Below are 16,474 nucleotides of genomic sequence, written 5' to 3'. Positions count from 1 at the left end.
AACCGACGTTTACAAAGTTTATAAATTTGTAGGAAAAAAGAAAGTCAAACTTATTCACAATTGGAGCAAGTTTTAAACAACTTTAGTGATTGTCAGTGAATTAATATAGGTTTTTAATCTGCTGAATTTCAATTTGTTAACTTTTAAAAAATTACACATTATACCACACAAATCTCCTAAAAATAAGGAGCTCACAAATTTATGTTGCTTGGAAGTAAGTATTCTTTTTCAACACATCAAAGCTTTGTTTTCTTTTGCAAAATTGTATAATGATAATTTAAAGGGCAAGGGCAAGGGAAAGAGCAAATTCAAGGGCAAGGGCAAGTTCAAGGGCAAGTTCAAGGGCAAAAATCAATAGAGATGCTTAGCAGCACGACAAACTGGGCGGTTAGAAAACTCAAACAAGTAAAACGCTCTGTGTAGCTCTCTCAACGCTATCCACTTCAAAAGAAACTCGGTGAAGCTCGGTGTAAAATAACAACTGTAACACCCCTAAAGTCCCCTCAAGGGGACAATTCTTTCTAAGAAATTTTAGTGCTATACTTTTTCATTAGCCTTCGACTCCGCTCAGGATGACAATCGTGTCAATGAATTTCTAAAGATTTCTGGGCATTTAAATTTTAAAAATTATTTCAATTTCATCAATGTGTATTACAAAGCAAAAACAAGGGCAAGTTCAAGGGCAAAAATCAAATTCAACTTTCAACATTCGTTATTCATCATTCAACATTCAAAACACACGTAACACCCCTAAAGTCACCTCAAGGGGACAATTCTTTCTAAGAAATTTTACTTTAACTCTTTTAAATCAAACAAGTAAAACGCCTCTGTGCAGCTCTCTCAACGCTATCCACTTCAAAAGAAACTCGGTGTAGCTCGGTGTAAAATCACAACCGCTACATCATTTAAAATCTGTTAATCTGCGGTAAAATCACAACTGTAACACCCCTAATCCCGATACCTATCGGGACCTCAAGGGGACAATTCTTTCTAAGAAATATCAGGTAATTAAAATTTTAAAGATGACTTCAATTTCTTCAATCTGTGTTCCAAAAACCTGAAAAACAAAATAAACTATTCCAAATACTTTTCTCCTATCACATTTCGAATCGAAACAAAACCAATTTTATCCAAATCAATTTCAGAGCGTTTTACCCAAATTAATTCCTGAATTTCGTCTTCAGCAGCTACATTGATAGCATCTGAAGGCAAGGCACATTCATAAAAAATATCCATCGTTCGGTACAGCACGTTTTTGTATAAGTAATTATTCGGTGAAGTCGTAACATACTTCAAATCCGAAGGCTGCAAGTTCAAGCCCAATTCTTCTCTAATCTCCCTACAAGCCGCTTCTTCTGCCGTTTCATTCGGGTCAATAAAGCCACCAGGTAAATCCCATTTCCCTTTATCAGGATCTACGTTTCTAACCGTAAACAACACTTTGTCTTCAAACGTAAAAACAAGCGCTACAGCCGCCGCAATGTTGTGATAATACGTAAAACCGCAATCCTCACAAAAAAACCGACGATTATCAGGAAATGTAAAATGCGTTGAAGCACAACTAGGACAAAATTTGAAAAAACTCATTTTTTAGTGATTAGTAATTAGTGATTAGTAATTAGTAATTAGTAATTAGTAATTAGTGATTAGTGATTAGTGATTAGTGATTAGTGATTAGTGATTAGTGATTAGTGCAAATTTACTTTTAAATTTTCAATTCGCATACCAATTCAAGGGCAAGTTCAAATTCAAAAATCAAGTACAAAAGAGATGCTGAAAAGCATGACAAACTATGCATGTATTCTATTGTGAACTATGAAAAGTGTAACGCCTAAAACTACAGACAACACAATCTAAAAAAACTATGTGCCAATGTGTTTAAAAATATCCGCTAACACCAGCGTTTTACGCAAGCAAATCTGTTTCATCCGCGTGCCAATTAAAGGGCAAGTTCAAATTCAAAAATCAAGTACAAACCCACAACACCCCTGTAGTCCCCTCAAGGGGACAATTCTTATCAAGAACTTTAAACATTATAACTTTTCATAAGAAATCCGTAACCATCCACTAATTCATCGTCATCCGCGTTCCCATAAAAGTGCAACGCCTCTGTGTAACTCTTCAACACAAACCACTTCAAAGAAACTCCGTGTAACTCTGTGCAAAACTTAGTGTTACTTAGTGTAACTAAAAATCCGCCACAACCAGCGCTTTGCGAAGCAAACCCGTTTCATCAGCGTGCCAGTTCAAGTGCAACGTCCTAAAGAAAATTAAACATATAAGTCATATAAGTAAAATTACGCTGAATTAAGTTCATATAAGATTTTAAAGATTATTTTAAATTTCTCCAATCTGTGTTCCAAAAAACTGAAACTTGAAACCTTAAAACTATATAACTATATTTGCCCCATGAAGCACTTAGTCATCATCGGAGCCGTATGGCCAGAACCCAATTCAACCGCAGCAGGAAGCAGGATGTTGCAACTCATTGCCTTGTTTCAAAAGCAAGACTATGACATCACGTTTTTGTGTTCGGCTATGCCTTCGGATTTTTCGTTTGATTTGAGTACCATTTCAGTTAAAACGCAAGCGATTCAATTAAATAACAGTTCTTTCGATACCCTTATCAAAGAGTTAAATCCCGATGCAGTGCTTTTTGACCGATTTATGATAGAAGAACAATACGGCTGGCGTGTGATGGAAAACTGTCCGAATGCCTTACGAATTTTAGACACCGAAGATTTACATTTCTTAAGAAAAGCCCGAGAAGTAGCGTTCAAACAAAATCGCGAATTAGTTTTTGAAGATTACATTTCCGATGTTTTTAAACGCGAAATGGCATCGATTTACAGATGTGATTTAACATTGTTGATTTCCGAATACGAAAAGCAATTGGCAACTGAAAAATTCAAAATTGATACTTCACTTTTATATTACTTACCTTTTTTATCGGAAGAAGTTAATCCAAATGTTCCAAAATTTGAAGAACGAAATCATTTTGTAAGCATCGGCAACTTTTTGCACGAACCTAATTGGCAAACCGTTTTACAATTAAAAAAACAGTGGAAATCCATCAAAAAACAACTTCCCGAAGCCGAACTTCATGTTTATGGTGCATATGTTTCGGAAAAAGCCAAGCAATTGCATAACGAAAAAGAAGGTTTTTTAATTAAGGGAAGAGCCGAAAGCGTTGCAGACGTGTATGCAAAAGCAAAAGTTTTATTAGCGCCAATTCCTTACGGAGCGGGTTTAAAAGGAAAACTATTTGAAGCCATGCAACAAGGATTACCTTCAATAACTACAAAAATGGGTGCCGAAGGAATGCACGGAAATTTAGATTGGAACGGATTCATCACTTCCGATGAGAATGAATTTGTAGAAAAAGCTGTTGAATTGTATACCAATAATTTAATTTGGGAAACCGCTCAAAAAAATGGTTCTGAAATCATTGAAAAACGTTTCAAAAAAGAATTGTTTGCCACTGATTTTATGAATAGAATTGAAGAACTTAAAATGGATTTAAAAAGACATAGAAACCAAAACTTCTTCGGACAAATCTTGCAACATCAAAGTCTACAAAGCACAAAGTATATGAGTAAATGGATTGAAGCGAAGAATAGTTGACAGTCAAAGTTGACAGTCGCAGAATATCTGAAAACTGAGACTGAGACTGCATACTTTCATCCATGAGATGAAGATGATTTTGTAGCAAAAACGGTCGAATTATATACCAATAAATCCCTTTGGGAAACCGCTCAAAAAAATGGTTATGAAATCATTGAAAAACGTTTCAAAAAGGAATTGTTTGCCTCCGATTTTATGAATAGAATTGAAGAACTTAAAATGGATTTAAAATCACATAGAAACCAAAACTTCTTCGGACAAATCTTGCAACATCAAAGTCTACAAAGCACCAAGTATATGAGTAAGTGGATTGAAGCGAAGAATAGTTGACAGTCACAGTTGACAGTCGCAGAATATCTGAAAACTGAGACTGAGACTGCATACTTTTATCCATGAATCGTCTCCGATTTCCCGTAACTCGCAATTACTTTAGCTTCAAATTCTAACCATTCTTCCCAACGCTTTTTAACGTCATAATCTTCTTCAGCTAACTCGTTTGCAAATTGCAAGAAAGAAGTGTAATGATTGGCTTCTGAGATCATTAACTCACGATAAAATTTTGCTAGTTCTTCGTCTTTTATATTATCGGAAAGCACTTTGAATCGTTCGCAACTTCTAGCTTCAATCATGGCAGCAAATAACATGCGTTCAACAATTAAATGCTTGCGATTTCCTGGTTTCATAAACTTAAATAAATCGTTTACATAACTATCTTTTCGTTCGCGACCTAAAACCCAACCACGCGCTTTGATAATCTCATGCACTTGCTCAAAATGATCCATTTCTTCTTTCGCAATCTTCGTCAACTCGGTAGTAATTTCTGTGAACTCAGGCAACATATTGATTAACATAATGGCGTTAGAAGCCGCTTTCAATTCGCACCAAGCATGATCGGTTAGAATTTCTTCTAAGTTTCCTTCGGCTATGTTAGCCCATCTTGGGTCGGTTGGTAATTTTAAACGAAACATATTTTCAAGTGAAAAGTGAAAAGTGAAAAGTAAAAAGTTGATTTTAAAAACTATAAAACTATCACTTACACCAAATTAATAGTGCAAAATTATTGTATTTAAAGTGAAATTCCTAAATTAGAAATATTCCATTGCTTGGTAACATTATACTGGATATGTCCCTTATCAATTTCCAGCGGACAATCAAAATTATTCGTATACAAACCGCCCGTTCCTAAACCTTGTGGCATTGGATTATTTAAGGTGTATGTGAATTGAGTTATCGAATTCAATCCGATGTTGCTTTCTAATGCTGAAGTTATCCACCAACCGATATTTAAACTTTCTGCTATCGAAATCCATTCTAAAGTTCCTTTGAAACCACCGACTAAACTTGGTTTTAAAATGATGTATTGGGGTTGAATTTCTTCTAGTAATTTTCGTTTATTCTCAACACCAAACACACCAATTAACTCTTCGTCTAACGCAATTGGAAAAGGCGTTTGTTGGCAAAGCATTTTCATCTCTTGACGTTGATTGGCTTTAATGGGTTGCTCAATACTATGTAATTCAAATTCAGCTAATTGATTTAATTTACTTAAAGCTTCTTTTGAATCAAAAGCACCGTTCGCATCTACTCGAATTTCAATGGTTTTAGCATCAAAATTTTGGCGAATAAATCGCAACAATCCCAATTCTTTTTCGAAATCAATCGCACCAATTTTTAGTTTTATACACGAAAATCCTTGGGCTAGTTTTTCTTCGATTTGGGTTTTCATGAAGTGCTCCTCGCCCATCCAAACCAAACCGTTGATTAACATATTTTTTTTACCAGTTGTAAATTCCGAAGGAAACAAATCGAAAGGTGTCTTTGAAGCTAAAGACAAAAATGCCATCTCCACACCAAACTGAATCGAAGGAAACTCCAATAATTCATTCCACAATTGGTCTTTACCCAAATGAATGTTCTGGCAAACCCATTGTAATTTTGCTTCATAATCGGGTCTATCATCAATAGAAAGGGTTCGTAAAATACCACATTCCCCTATTCCAATTTTACCCTTTTCTTCCAAGATTAAAAACCAAGTTTCTTTCTCTGTCATTATGCCGCGAGAAGTGCCACTTGGACGTTTGAAATTGAGAATGTATTTTTTGTAGGTTGCTTTCATATTCAAGTACAAGGACAAATTCAAGAACAAATTTCAAAGTTTGAAGTTGATTTTTGTACTTGAACTTGTAATTGATATTTTATTCTAAGATTCTCAAGATTTTCTTGAAGTTGTCGTTTGGTAATCTATGTTTTTCGAATTCTTTTAAATCTGATTTTGTTTGCGCTATCCAGGTTTTCCCATTGGATAAGCTTTCATGAGTGTATTTTTTATGAATATCTTTAGCTTCTGAAATTCTGTCAGTAAACAAATAAACATGGGCTAAATTCAACTGAAAATGGATTTCGGATGGATTTAATTTTAGACCTTTGTTATAGGTTTCTTCGGCTTTTGTGAACTGTTTTGAATACAAATAATAATCCCCTAAAAGTCTATAATCGATGTAAGTCGCTCGATTCTTAGCAAACATTTCGGTGGAAAGAATCGAAATCGCTTCCTCATAATTTCCTTTTTGGAAAGCAGCGTTTGATTTCTCTCGGATAATATCATAATAGGCTTTTACTTCTCCCGTTCCTTTTAAACTTTCTTCAGTGATTTTCTCAACGGCACTATTTTTCTCCACATTTAATAATTGCGAAAATTCTCTGTAGGTGTACTTTTTCGCAACATTTTCGATAAAAGCAGCATAAAAAGCCTCTTTTTTGTTCAATTTTGAAACAACTGGCAACTTTTTAGCTAAGTTTAATATCTCATTTTTAGTCGTTTTGTCCCAACCTCTGCTCGCTTTATAATCTACCCAAGGCACGACTTCTAAAACAATTTTTTGATTCATGACCCAGTTCTGACTTTCAAATCCGAACCATAAATTAGGTAAATTGGTCAAACATAACGAAGAAGACGTAATCAATTTGGCCTCTTTGTTTACTTTTTCTTTTTGTTCCCAACAAGCTCTATCGGTTTTACCTTCTTTTAGGAATAAATTAGCTGCATTTGCTTCTTGAAACAAAGCAAACGTACATTTATCATCACCCGAAATAGCTGATGTTAAATGAATCGCACCAGCCGTTCCTTGGCTAATTCCCGTAGGATCAGGAATCGCTTTCAATACCGAAACCAAACTCGAAGTCAACTTCTGATTTTCGTCTAAAACGGTGATTCGGTATACAAATTCGGTGGTTCCAACAGGTAAATCTTCGGTTTTAATCAAAGCGCGTTTTCCGGCTGAAAGTGTTATTTCTTTTGTGGTTGCTCTTTCTTTGTCCCAAAAACCTTCTCTTTGAGCATAAATTGAGCTTGAAAACAATACAGCGGATAAGTAGTAAACTATTTTATTCATTTTAATTTATTTTTTAACCACATAGCATCATAGTTCTACTTGGTGTTTATTTTTAGGCGTTACACTTTACATAGAAAACATAGGCTAGCCTATTGTGTTTAATACCCATTCAATTTTTATACCAAATTTACAATTCAATACTTGCTCCAATTTCTAATAGCATCAAATCTTTTCCTTTGTCGAAAAATTTGCGTTTGGCTTCTTCATGATTGATTTCGATGTAACCAAACGTGTCGAAATGATAGCCTAACACTTTATCACATTCCACAAAATCAGAGGCAATGATGGCATCTTCTACATCCATAGTGAAATTGCTTCCAATAGGTAAAATCGCTAAATCTAACTTGGTACGCATTGGAATTAGCTTCATATCCATCGTTAAAGCCGTGTCGCCAGCAATGTAGATATTTTTGTGTTCTCCTTCAATAACAAATCCGCCAGGTTGTCCACCATAGCTACCATCTGGGAATGAAGACGTATGCAGTGCAATGACATATTTCACGGTTCCGAATTCAAAATCCCAACTTCCGCCGTGATTCATGGGATGGTAATTAAAGCCTTTATTCCCGTAATGTGAGGCAATTTCGTAGTTAGAAACAATAACCGCTTCGGTACGTTTGGCAATCGCTTCCACATCTAAGATATGATCTTGATGCGCGTGCGTTAACAATATATAATCCGCTTTCAACGTATTGATATCAATGTGAGAAGCCTTTGGATTTCCGGAAATGAAGGGGTCCACTAAAATGTGAACGTCATTAACTTCAATTCCGATACAAGCGTGTCCGTAAAATGTGATTTTCATAGTTTATTTTTTAGTGAAAAGAATTAGTAAAAAGTGATTAGTTTAGAAAGACTAAAGTTAACCAAAATAATAGACTTAATGCAAATGTACTTAAAGCCACTTTTTTAAGTTCGGGGTCGAAGTCTTCGTATTTTTCCGATTTATTCACTTTGTTCATGTTCATAATTATCGGGATATTAACTAATAAAACAGGAAATAGTGAAGATTTAATCAGCATTAAAAACACCATAAATGACAACATACCTGTTGCTAAAATAATTTCATGATATTTTTTTGCCCATTTTAAACCCATTTTCACTACCAACGTATTCTTTCCAGCAATTTTATCGTTTTCAATATCGCGCATGTTGTTTAAATTCAGTACCGCTACACTTAATAATCCGATAGCTGTTGCGGGTAAGAATAACTTCCAATCGATAAAATGGGTAAACAAAAAATTAGAACCAATTACCGAAACCAATCCGAAGAAAATAAAAACAAACACATCGCCAAAACCGCTATATCCATAAGCGCTTTTTCCAACCGTGTATTTAATAGCTGCTCCGATAGAACCGATTCCTAATAAGATGAATATCAAACTCAAAGCGAAATTCTCTTTTCCGAATGCCACGTAAATCAATAACAACGCAATTATGAAAGTCAGAACTGCAGTGATAATTACCGCTTTTTTCATTTGCTCGGCTGTGATAACTCCGGCAGCCACTAAACGTTTTTCGCCTATTCTATTTGCATCTGTTCCTTTCACACCATCTCCGTAATCGTTGGCGTAATTAGATAATACTTGTAATCCTAACGTAGTTAATAACGCCAAAACCACAATGCTCCAATCGGAATAGCCTTGGTAATGGGCATAAGCGCTTCCCACAATAATTCCAGAAACGGAAAGTGGTAAGGTTCGTAATCGTGCGGCTTGTATCCAGTGTTTCATTATTATTTTTTTTTAATTTATATCAAGTGCAAAGGCAAATTCAAGTACAAGGGCAATGGTTTTCGCTTCGCTCAAATGTAAGCCTACTTTGTAGGAGATTCCTAGCAAGCTCGGAATGACAAAACTAAGTCAATACTATCTCTTTTCCCTTATCTCTTTTCCCTTATCTCTTTTCCCTTATCCCTTATCCCTTTTTACTTTTTACTTTTTACTTTTTACTTTTTACCCAACCACTACATCCAACCTTTTTCCCAAGTTTCCACTTCATACAACCAATAATTCACCAATTGCTTGATTTCGGTGAAATTTCCAGTAGTAAAACTTACGGTTCCTCCTGCTGTTGATAGCGTAACCGAACCAATATTCGTTGCTTTTTGCCAAAAGAATTGTTGGGTTTCGATAGCTTGAATTTTATACGGTTCTATAATTGTGGTATCGATATCCCAAGCGCCATTTTGTTTGATGATGAAATTATTGGAAACAAAAAGCTTGTAATTTTTAAACGAAAACCAAAGCATCACTCCGGCGAAAACAGAAAAAATAGCCGTATACATGAACCAATCGTTCCAAGCTACGAATTCCGTTTTGTGATTTAGGAATAAGGTTATGACTATTGGGACTAGTAAAAAGAAAAACGTATTTACTGCTAATTTTCTCCAATTCGGCAAATACATCGTCCCTTTTTGAGGCAATTGCCCTAATAACAATTTTAGAATAGCATCACGTTCGTTTTCAGTACAACCCGGGACTTCAATTTGGTCTTTTTCTTTTACTTTCTCTGCATCACTTGAGGCTTGATGTATACCAATCGTGGTCACATCCAACTTCTTTTGAAAGTAGTTTTGGGTAACTTTAATTTTCTGAACTTTATTCGGATTCAACAACGTGTTTTTTGTCGAAAGTAATCCGTATGATAAAATAATCGCTTGTTTACTTTTCTGAATAGTGAAATCGAAATATTTTAGAATCGTTCGAACTAAATTTACCAGTAAAATCAAGGTAATAAAGAAACCTATTACAATAAAAATAGAAGTATAAACCGGTAACGTATCCAAATAATTAGTTACTTGATCTTCATCGATTACTTCTGCATTTAGCTGTTGTAAATTTTCAACAATCGTGGTAAAAAACAGAAAAATCAAAGCAAAACTTTTGATGTAATTCGAAGTAAATCCGATTTTTATCAAACTAGGTAATCCTATTTTTATGAAAGAGCTTGGCGTTACTTCATCCATCACTTTTTCAGAGTTTTCAGTTGCTTCTAATTGCGAATGATTAATTAATCGTTCTTTTAGAATAGTCGCTAACTCATGTGAAATCGCACTGATAGAAGCTTCTTTTTTATCACTTCCAGCAGTGTCTATTTCTAATTTATGTACGCCAACCAAACGCTGAATCAAACTTTGATTGATGTTAACTTGCTGAATTTTATGCAACTGAATGGTAATTCTAGTTTTGTTTAAAATTCCTTTTTGAATGACAAATTCACCATTTTCTTCATCAATATGAAACGTGAAAAACAAATATTGCAAGTACGAAATGATTGCAATTATCAAAACAACACCCGCTACACTTCCAAAGAAAACCAATTTATTAAGTGAATCAAACTTGACTATCCAAATCAACAACATCGGCCACAAAGCACGAACGGTCTTCTGTAAGGAATGGGCAAACATGACCAAAATTCCCGGAAGCGATTGCCGTTGCGGTTGTGAAAAATCGACTGATTTATTCATGTTCTTCAGTTAATGGAGTTTCTGTTGGTGCTACTTCAATTGGTTCGTCTTGCTTTGGCGGATTGATTTTTTGGGAAACCAAATTCTTAATAAGCTGCGCATCTGCTAAAAGCAAACCCGGAATTTCTAAATCCGAACTACTACCACCAGCGGTAAATAATTCGACAGAAGCTAATCCTAATTTTCTAGAGATAAATCCCTGATGCAAAGCCACATGTTGCACTCTATTAAATGGAATAATCGTAGTAGTTTCCGAAATTAATCCTGATTTATAAATAGCATCGTGTTCTCTAAAAGCATATCCTTTTTTCTGAAAACTAAATTTCGTAAACACTACTAATCCTGCTAAAAACAATACTAGTCCAACTAAAATTGCCATCCAAATTGTATTGGAAAAAGCGTCTTGTTTGAAATAAAACAAAGCTGAAAATCCTCCGATAACCAAAATTAAAAGCAATGAAAAATTAAAAAGTAAAACTGTGATATATTTCGAATTTAAACCTTTCAATTGCACTTCTTCGAATTTTGGAAGTTGGGTTATGTCGATAGGATTATTAGTGAATTCGGTCATAGTTTAAAATTTAAAGCCAACGCCTAAATTGATAAAATGCGTATTAGTGGTTTTTCCAACAATATCATTAGAATTTACAGGAAAATATTTGTAGCTCCCTTCTATAAAAAGTAAATTAGAAACATGATATTTCAAGCCAGGATTAATTGTAAATCCGTTAAAACTTATTTTTTTCTCGCTTACAATGATAGAGGGGTCCATCGGATCTAATACACCTGTTGAATACATGATATGATTGGAAAAGAAAGCATATCCTAATCCAAAGAACGGTTTTAATTTTCCTTTAAAAGCATCTATTTCAATACTTGCATTGGGATTCCAAATTAACATATCGTCCTTTAAAAAAGAATTTCTAGTTTGAAGATAATCAACATTCAAACCGCCAAAAACCGAAATCATATCGTTTTGATACACCGCGTAATTAGCTGAAATTCCAACAACACCATTAAAGCCGTCACTGATAATATTATCATTACGAAGATTGCCAACATAATGGACTCCTACTTGGAATTTAGTCGGTTTGTTAGTATCCTCTTGGGCAAATAAAAAGCTGGCACAAATTAAAAATAAGGCTAAAAAATTATTTTTCATTATGTAATAATTATAATATTTAAGTTCAAGTTCAAGGACAAATTCAAGGACAAGTTCAAGGACAATTGCTTTTGCTTCGCTCAAGGGTTAGCCTACTTCGTAGGAGATTCCTAGCAAGCTCGGAATAACAAAATCAATCACCCATCACCTTTCATCCATCACCTTATTAAGGTAAATATTTCTTTTCGAAATTTGGTTTACGTTTTTCTAAGAACGCATCTCTTCCTTCTTTAGCCTCGTCTGTCATATACGCTAAACGAGTAGCTTCACCAGCAAAAACTTGTTGGCCTACCATTCCATCATCGGTTAAATTCATAGCGAATTTTAACATTTTAATTGAGGTTGGTGATTTGGCTAGAATTTCTTGTGCCCATTCGTAAGCCGTATCTTCTAACTCAGCATGCGGAATCACTGCATTTACCATTCCCATTTCAAAAGCGTCTTGAGCGGAGTAATTTCTACCTAAGAAGAAAATCTCTCTCGCTTTCTTTTGTCCCACCATTTTAGCTAAGTAAGCCGAACCATAGCCTCCATCGAAACTCGTAACGTCAGCATCAGTTTGTTTGAAAATCGCGTGTTCTTTACTCGCCAACGTTAAATCACAAACTACATGAAGCGAATGTCCACCACCAACAGCCCATCCCGGAACTACACAAATCACCGCTTTAGGCATGAAACGAATCATACGTTGTACTTCTAAAATGTTTAATCTGTGGTAACCATCCTCTCCTACGTAACCTTGATGTCCGCGTGCTTTTTGGTCGCCACCACTACAAAAACTCCAAATCCCATCTTTAGAACTTGGTCCTTCAGCCGAAAGCAATACCACTCCAATAGAAGTATCTTCTTGCGCATCGTAAAAGGCTTCTATTAATTCTTTAGTGGTTTTAGGACGAAATGCATTTCTTACATCTGGACGGTTGAAAGCAATTCTCGCAACACCATTGCATTTTTTATACGTAATATCTTCAAATTCTCTAACGGTTTTCCATTCGATTTTGCTCATTTTTTCAAATATTTAAGTCGATTTTATAAAATGTAAATTTCCGTAAAAATAATTCATTTTTTGCATTATATTGCAATTTCAAATCAATAAGTCATATGAAAAAATTATATATTGGATTACTAGTAAGCGCATCCTTTTTTACAGCTTCGGCTCAAAACTATGAATTTCAGAAAGTTAATGATGTAGAATGTTTGCCTGTCATCTCTCAAGATATTACGGGAACGTGTTGGAGTTTCTCTACTTCGTCGTTTTTAGAATCGGAAATTATTCGCTTAACAGGTAAGAAAATAGATCTTTCTGAAATGTATCAAGCAAGAACTACGTATCCGTTAAAAGCAGAAAATTATGTTCTACGCCAAGGGAAGGCTAATTTTAGCGAAGGTGCTCTGGCGCACGATGTAATCAACAGCGTAGCAAAATACGGATTGGTTCCAAATAGCATTTATGATGGATTAAGTGACGATGCCAACAAACACAATCATGCGGAAATGGTTGCGGTTTTAGAAGCGATGTTGAAAACGTATGTAGAAAATCCGGCAAAGAAATTATCTCCAAATTGGAAACAAGCGATTAGTGCCGTTTTAGATATTTATTTAGGAAGTATTCCAACCAAATTTGAATACGAAGGCAAAAATTATACGCCGAAATCATTTGCTGAATTTGCTAAAATCAACCCAAAAAATTATGTGACTTTGACTTCGTTTACGCATGAAGCGAATTACAAACCGTTCATTTTGAATATTCCAGATAACTTTTCAAACGGAAGCATGTATAATTTACCGTTAGATGAATTTATTGCTAATATTGACAACGCTTTGGCTAATGGTTACTCGCTTTCTTTAGATTGTGATGTTTCAGAACCAACTTTTTCAGGAAAATATGGTGTTGCTTTTATTCCAGAAAAAGAAGAAGATACTAAAACGGGTTTGGCTGAAATTGTTGTCGAAAAGAAAATCACACCTGAATTCCGTCAACAAGAATTTGAAAATCTTACGACAACTGACGACCATTTAATGCACATTGTGGGTAAAGTAAAAGACCAAAAAGGAAATGTGTATTACAAAGTAAAAAACTCTTGGGGAAGCGACGAAAAGAGAGTGGCAAATGGCGGTTATGTGTATATGAGTGTTCCTTACATGAAATTAAAAGCGATTTCAGTTATGGTGCATAAAGATGGAATTTCTAAAGAAACTAAGAAGAAATTAGGGTTGTAATATGATTTTCAAATCGGCAGTTAGTAAATTGAATAAATATGTTTATTTAGGTAGCATTATATTGCTACTTTTACTAACAATTCCTGCTCTATTTGATGACAACTATACTGCTCTCTTTGTGATTAGTAGTATTCATCTTCTTTTGATTTTGTTACTAATTTGGACCTACAAAAGTACTTTTTACAAGATTGAGAATACGGATTTACATTGGAAATCGGGTCCTTTTAAAGGTAAAATTGATGTAACTAAAATCAATAATATTGAATATCACAAAGGAATTTTTGTGCCAACTATTTGGAAACCAGCATTGAGTCATATTGGATTAATTATTACTTATAACAAATATGATGATATTTACATTTCTCCTGAAAAACAACAAGAATTTATTGCTACATTGCAACGCCTAAATCCAAATATTACGTTTAAGAATACGCCTTATGTTGAATAAAATAGTACTTGTAAGTTTAAGTTTACTACTTTTTAATTGCCAAAATAAACCCGACGAAAACAAAGAATCTACCTTAAAAGATAAAGAAGGTAATGTTTCTGAATATGCCGTAAACTTTACTCCTTTGACCACCATTTACAAAAAAAGAATGGGAAATGAAATGGAGGCATTTTACGATAAAAAATTCAATGCAAAAGATTTCAGTGGTTCGTTTTTGGTAGCTAAAAATGGTGAAATCTTATATGAAAATTACAGTGGCTATGCCTACAAAGAAAAAGGCGATTCCATAAAACAAGATACTCCTTTACACATCGCGTCCGTTAGTAAAGTGATTACAGCAGTAACTGTTTTAAAATTAGTAGATGATAACAAATTAGAATTGGATGAACCTGTTCAATCTATTCTACCAGAATTTCCACACAAAGAAACCACTGTAAGAATGCTTTTAAATCACCGAAGTGGTTTGAGAAATTATGCCTATTTCACTGACGATAAAGGTGTTTGGGATAAAAAGAAAACGCTAACCAATCAAGATGTATTAACGTTGTTAGCTACCAAAAATATTGGATTGGAATCTAAACCGGGAACCCGTTTTGGCTATTGCAATACAAATTATGCTTTATTGGCTTTAATCATTGAAAAAGTAACGAATAAAACGTATCCAAAAGTGCTTCAAGAAATGATTTTTGATCCTCTAGGAATGAAAAATACGTTTGTTTTCGACGATTTAAACAAGAAAGATGAAGTGAGTCAATCGTATAAAAATAATTATTTGCGTTTGGCTTTTGAATTTTTAGACCAAGTGTATGGCGATAAAAACATCTATTCTACTCCACGTGATTTACTAAAATTTGATTTAGCGCTATATTCTGATAAATTCCTTAGTGCTAAAATGAAGGAAGAAATGTACAAAGGCTACAGTTATGAAAGAAAAGGAACCAAAAACTACGGTTTAGGAATCCGAATGTTAGAATTTGAAACGGGTCAACAATACTTCTTTCACAACGGTTGGTGGCATGGGAACACTTCTTCTTTAGTTACCCTTCATAAAGATTCCGTTACTATCATTGCTATTTCAAATAAATTTACTCGTAAAACGTATCAGACGAAACGTTTAGCACCTAAATTTGGTGATTATCCTTTTAAATTCAATGCAGAGGAAGGCGAATAATTAGCCTATTTTTACCGAAGTCATCGTTAACGAACCTCCAACCGCTTTATCATTAAAGAATTCCACTTTATCATTATCCGTTTGAAGCGCTAAAATGTACAACAAAGGATAATAATGATCGGGTGTTGGTATAGCTAACGTTGCCGCTTTATGAAGTTTTTCATATTGAATTAACTCTTTATGAAAACCGTTTGAAATTTTATTTTTAAAGATATCATTCATTTCTAAAGCCCAATCAAATCCGTATTCAGGTTCGTTGAGTTTATCCCAAGCTACCATACGTAAATTGTGTACCATATTGCCACTTCCGATAATTAAAACCCCTTTTTTACGAAGTGCTAATAATTGTTTTGCTAATTCATAATGATAAGCTGCTGGTTTGTAATAATCAATACTCAATTGCAAAACCGGAATATCCGCAAAAGGATACATGTGTTTTACAACCGACCAAGTGCCGTGATCTAATCCCCAATCGTGGTCTAATTCCACCGCTGGATTGGTAATTAATTTTTGAATTTCAGTTGCCAATTCTGGACTTCCAGGTGCTGGATATTGTATATCAAATAAGGCTTGAGGAAAACCTCCAAAATCGTGAATCGTTTTCGGACTTGGCATTGCCGTAACCATTGTACCCTTGGTTAACCAATGCGCCGAAACTACAACAACTGCTTTTGGTGTTGGAATTTCTTTCCCCATTTGTTGCCAACGTTTTGAAAATATATTATCTTCAATAGCATTCATTGGTGAACCGTGTCCGATGAATAAAACGGGCATCTTCTCCTCTTCTTCTCCTAATCCTTTTGTCCAATCGTAGAACGGTTGTATACTTGCCATAGCGATTCCTCCTGAAAGTAAAGTTATGAAATTCTTGCGATTCATAAATTAATATTTGTATATACAAATGTAATAATAAAAAGAATACAAAATACTAATTTAACCCGTAGTGCATTATTAAACTAGATTAATTTTTAAGTTGTTAATATTTCTG

At 34.5% G+C, this 16,474-nt stretch carries 15 protein-coding genes; 4 read left to right on the top strand and 11 right to left on the bottom strand.

Annotation, left to right across the window (positions count from 1 at the left end; all coding sequences use genetic code 11):
- Nucleotides 1-1,074 precede the first annotated feature (1,074 nt).
- Nucleotides 1,075-1,587 (bottom strand): NUDIX domain-containing protein, encoded by a 513-nt coding sequence (locus tag Q0075_RS01465; RefSeq protein ID WP_297867966.1) that lies wholly within the window; start codon nt 1,585-1,587, stop codon nt 1,075-1,077.
- 822 nt (nt 1,588-2,409) lie between these two features.
- Here Q0075_RS01465 and Q0075_RS01460 point away from each other — a divergent pair.
- Entirely contained in the window at nt 2,410-3,624 is a 1,215-nt protein-coding gene (locus Q0075_RS01460) for a glycosyltransferase family 4 protein (protein WP_297867965.1), read from the top strand.
- Nucleotides 3,625-4,010: 386 nt separating this feature from the next.
- Here Q0075_RS01460 and Q0075_RS01455 read toward each other — a convergent pair whose 3' ends face one another.
- From Q0075_RS01455 to Q0075_RS01415, 9 genes are all read right to left on the bottom strand, one after another.
- Entirely contained in the window at nt 4,011-4,592 is a 582-nt protein-coding gene (locus Q0075_RS01455; RefSeq protein WP_297867964.1) for a tRNA-(ms[2]io[6]A)-hydroxylase, read from the bottom strand.
- A gap of 98 nt (nt 4,593-4,690) precedes the next feature.
- Nucleotides 4,691-5,740 carry an o-succinylbenzoate synthase gene (locus Q0075_RS01450; protein WP_297867963.1) on the bottom strand — a complete coding sequence of 350 codons (1,050 nt, stop codon included), beginning with the start codon at nt 5,738-5,740 and terminating at the stop codon, nt 4,691-4,693.
- Nucleotides 5,741-5,819: 79 nt separating this feature from the next.
- Entirely contained in the window at nt 5,820-7,016 is a 1,197-nt protein-coding gene (locus Q0075_RS01445) for a tetratricopeptide repeat protein (RefSeq protein ID WP_297867962.1), read from the bottom strand.
- 127 nt (nt 7,017-7,143) lie between these two features.
- Complete coding sequence (locus Q0075_RS01440) at nt 7,144-7,821, bottom strand: metal-dependent hydrolase (RefSeq protein WP_297867961.1); 678 nt, start codon at nt 7,819-7,821, stop codon at nt 7,144-7,146.
- A gap of 37 nt (nt 7,822-7,858) precedes the next feature.
- Complete coding sequence (gene menA / locus Q0075_RS01435; RefSeq protein WP_297867960.1) at nt 7,859-8,749, bottom strand: 1,4-dihydroxy-2-naphthoate octaprenyltransferase; 891 nt, start codon at nt 8,747-8,749, stop codon at nt 7,859-7,861.
- A gap of 233 nt (nt 8,750-8,982) precedes the next feature.
- Nucleotides 8,983-10,485, bottom strand: a complete 1,503-nt coding sequence (locus tag Q0075_RS01430) for a PH domain-containing protein (RefSeq protein WP_297867959.1) — start codon at nt 10,483-10,485, stop codon at nt 8,983-8,985.
- Entirely contained in the window at nt 10,478-11,056 is a 579-nt protein-coding gene (locus Q0075_RS01425; protein ID WP_297867958.1) for a PH domain-containing protein, read from the bottom strand. Before Q0075_RS01425 ends, Q0075_RS01430 begins: the two co-directional genes overlap by 8 nt.
- A 3-nt stretch (nt 11,057-11,059) precedes the next feature.
- The gene (locus Q0075_RS01420; RefSeq protein ID WP_297867957.1) at nt 11,060-11,647 is read right to left on the bottom strand and encodes an outer membrane beta-barrel protein; all 588 of its coding nucleotides are present in this window, start codon (nt 11,645-11,647) and stop codon (nt 11,060-11,062) included.
- Nucleotides 11,648-11,813: 166 nt separating this feature from the next.
- A complete protein-coding gene (locus tag Q0075_RS01415; protein ID WP_073584476.1) occupies nt 11,814-12,653 on the bottom strand; it encodes a 1,4-dihydroxy-2-naphthoyl-CoA synthase in 840 nt (279 codons plus the stop codon).
- Between the two features lie 95 nt (nt 12,654-12,748).
- On the opposite strand from Q0075_RS01415, the gene Q0075_RS01410 reads away from it, so the two are divergent.
- From Q0075_RS01410 to Q0075_RS01400, 3 genes are read left to right on the top strand one after another with little or no spacing between them, the layout of a single operon-like run.
- Nucleotides 12,749-13,867: a C1 family peptidase gene (locus Q0075_RS01410; protein WP_297867956.1), complete on the top strand. Its 1,119-nt coding sequence runs from the start codon at nt 12,749-12,751 to the stop codon at nt 13,865-13,867.
- Between the two features lies 1 nt (nt 13,868).
- On the top strand, nt 13,869-14,315 hold the full coding sequence (locus tag Q0075_RS01405; protein WP_297867955.1) for a PH domain-containing protein: 447 nt from the start codon (nt 13,869-13,871) through the stop codon (nt 14,313-14,315).
- Nucleotides 14,305-15,486, top strand: a complete 1,182-nt coding sequence (locus Q0075_RS01400) for a serine hydrolase domain-containing protein (RefSeq protein ID WP_297867954.1) — start codon at nt 14,305-14,307, stop codon at nt 15,484-15,486. Before Q0075_RS01405 ends, Q0075_RS01400 begins: the two co-directional genes overlap by 11 nt.
- On the opposite strand, the gene ygiD is transcribed toward Q0075_RS01400, so the two are convergent.
- Nucleotides 15,487-16,365: a 4,5-DOPA dioxygenase extradiol gene (gene ygiD / locus Q0075_RS01395; RefSeq protein ID WP_297867953.1), complete on the bottom strand. Its 879-nt coding sequence runs from the start codon at nt 16,363-16,365 to the stop codon at nt 15,487-15,489.
- Nucleotides 16,366-16,474: the final 109 nt, after the last annotated feature.

The sequence above is a fragment of the uncultured Flavobacterium sp. genome, assembly GCF_937967675.1.
In the GTDB taxonomy this organism is placed as follows: domain Bacteria; phylum Bacteroidota; class Bacteroidia; order Flavobacteriales; family Flavobacteriaceae; genus Flavobacterium.
Note: the sequence above shows the minus strand (reverse complement) of the source record. Positions and strands in the feature narration are given on the sequence as shown.